Genomic DNA, 2,861 nt, shown 5'->3' with positions numbered 1-2,861 from the left:
ATAATACTGATGAATGTCGAAACAAGAAAAATTCCATTCAATTTTTCTCTGCTTTCACTGATTTGCAAAAACTTTACGCTGAGTGTACTTTCTGCATCCTTAGAAAGATTTTTCATCAGGTTCATCAATTGCCTGCTAACCATATCAAACTGTTCGTTGATAGCCTGAATTTTTTGTTCCAATTCAAAATTTTCGATTAATAGAACTTTAAAGTTTTGCACATACCCTTCCATTCGATTATCTATAAGCTGTGCGTGCGAAAGCTTGCTCTCAAGATAATCCACAACCAGTAAAAGTGCCTGGTATTCGGATTTCCTTTTATCAATACGATAACTTGTTAAAAAATGGGTTAAATTAAACAAAGGCTTCAGCACAGAAGTCTGGTTGCTTCCTAAAACATTGGAAGCCAGAGATTTGTAGGCTGTATCCATCCTGGTTCTATTCAATCTTTGATTCATCATATATTGAACAATTTGATTGAAATCCTCTTCATATCTGGTAAGGGTTTCTAAAATCAGACCGGTTTTTTCGCCTATGGATATATCAGGCTCCAAATGTGGAATATTTGATATGCGTTTTCTAAACTGATCCATAACAGCGCCAAAATTTTTTTCAGCTTCAGGGAGCTGTTGAAAAAAAACAGATTTTTCCCAAAAACGGACTTCATAGAACATATCATAAAGCGTTCGGATTTCTCTCTCAAAGGTAACCGCCTGCTGAACCAATATTGTATTTTGGTTTTGAACCCGCAAAAAAAGGGCCAATATACCATATCCCAGGCTAAATAAAAAAATTAGCACCACTGCTATGGTATAAAATTTACTGTTAATCGTATGAAACAAAATACGAGCGTCCTATTTAGTAACGACTGAAAGATCAACAAAGAGAGTGGGATTTATCTCTTGGCCACGAAAATATTGAACTGCTGTTTCAATTGATGACCTTCCCATGGTTTCAGGTTCCTGAGCAATTGTAGCTGTGAGCCGGCCTTGCCGAACAGCCTCTTTCGCCTCCCGTATGGCATCAAACCCGATAAGGATTCGCTGTCGCTGATCTTCTGATTTTTCAAGCGCATCAATCGCGCCCAGAATCATTTCATCATTGTGAGCAAAAACAGCGTCAAAATTATTATCGTTTAGAATAATTCGCTGCGTCACCACCTGTGCTTCTTTTCGATCAAAATTAGCGACTTCACGGGCGGCCACCTTTATTCTTGGGTATTTTCGAAGTTCTTCATTGAATCCTATCCCTCTTTCATAACAGGCAGAAGTTCCTGGAGTGCCTTCAATCTCCACCACCCTCAGATCTCCTTGAAAACGCTGTGCTAATATCCTGGCAGCCATCCTGCCCCCCTCTATGTTATCAGATTCAATGTGGCAAAGAATTTTTCCTCCTGCCGCTTTTCTATCAACTGTGATAACGGGAATATCCTTTTTGTTAGCCATTTCTATGCCCGGCATTACCGATTCCGTATTGGTAGGATTAACGATCAATAGGTCAATTTTTTTTGTTAATAAATCCGCAATATCGATCAGTTGTTGCGGGTCACTATTTTGAGCATCCTTAACAAGCAGTTGAACTCCAAAAAGATCTGCGGCTTCCTGTGCTCCATTCAGGAGAGTTAAAAAAAATGAATTTTTAAAATTGGTGATGGACAAGGCTACAACTTTATTAAACGACTCATGTGTTACCAAATCAAGAGGGGTTGGCTTATATAAAGGGAGTTTTTGACCATTTAAGGCTTTCCATGCCAGTTCTACACCATACTCCCCCATAAGTTCAGGGTGTTGCTCTATTGTGGCATGAATACGGCCATTGCGCATTTCATCCCGTGCCGATCCAATATTATCATATCCAGCTAAAAGCACTTTTCCAGTAAGGTCCATGATATCTATAGCCTGTAAAGCACCAAGTGTCATTTGATCGTTGGCACAGAAAATAGCGTCAATGGTTTTGTACTTCCGGAGCAATTGGATTGTAACAGATAAAGCTTCATCGGTATGCCAGTTTGCGGTTTCAGAGCTTACAATTTGAATGGTACTGTCCTGGGTAACAGTTTCTATAAACCCTTTTTTGCGTAATTCTGCATTTTCAACACCCCGAATCCCTTCAATCAAAATGATCTGCCCTTGCCCAGCCAATTTATTTTTGAGATACGTTCCAACCATTCCAGCACCTAGGCGATTGTCAGATCCTACAAATGGGATGGAAACACCTAACTGCGCCATTGTCTCCTGATGGAGCGGGTTATCAATATTGATAACAATGATGTTTTTTTCAATGGCTTTTTTACAAATTGGAACCAATCTTTTTGAGTCGGAAGGAGCTATCACAATGGCCCCGTAACCCCTTGAGATAAGATTTTCACAGATACCGATTTGTCGTTCGACATCTGTTTCACGCTCGACACCAAAGACTTCTAAAAAAATATTTTCTTCTTTGGCATATTGTTTTGCGCCTTCTTCCATTTTTGAAAAAAAAGGATTAGAAAGAGCTTTCATTACAAGAGCGATTGTTTTTTCGTTCCCTGCGTCTGCATTGGGTATAAAAAAAAGAAGAGGAAGCAGAAACAGAAAAAAACATGCAGCTGCCACAAAAGAATGGTTTGTTATCTTTATGTAATTTTCACTTTTCATAATCACATCCTAACCCGGACAGACCGGAATTAATTAAAAAATGACAATTTGTTAAAGTTGCTCTGCTTCCTCCTTTTTAAATATGAACAATACAAATAAAATACTCTGGAAAGCACAGATTATAATTCATAGGCATACAATACAAGTAAAATATGAGATTGATTCTTTAACTATTAAGGAAAAGAACCAAGCGAATTAAGTTCCCTATTTTTAATCCAGGGTAAC

General features: G+C 38.4%; 2 protein-coding genes. Both read right to left on the bottom strand.

Going from position 1 to position 2,861, the window contains the following annotated elements; genetic code table 11:
- Positions 1 to 842 (bottom strand): hypothetical protein (locus tag ACYQ2M_RS24900; RefSeq protein WP_459919106.1); only part of this gene is annotated, 842 nt, incomplete at its 3' end.
- Between the two features lie 12 nt (positions 843 to 854).
- The gene (locus ACYQ2M_RS24895; protein WP_459919105.1) at positions 855 to 2,636 is read right to left on the bottom strand and encodes a substrate-binding domain-containing protein; all 1,782 of its coding nucleotides are present in this window, start codon (positions 2,634 to 2,636) and stop codon (positions 855 to 857) included.
- Positions 2,637 to 2,861: the final 225 nt, after the last annotated feature.

The sequence above is a fragment of the Desulfocicer niacini genome, from assembly GCF_054657595.1.
Note: the sequence above shows the minus strand (reverse complement) of the source record. Positions and strands in the feature narration are given on the sequence as shown.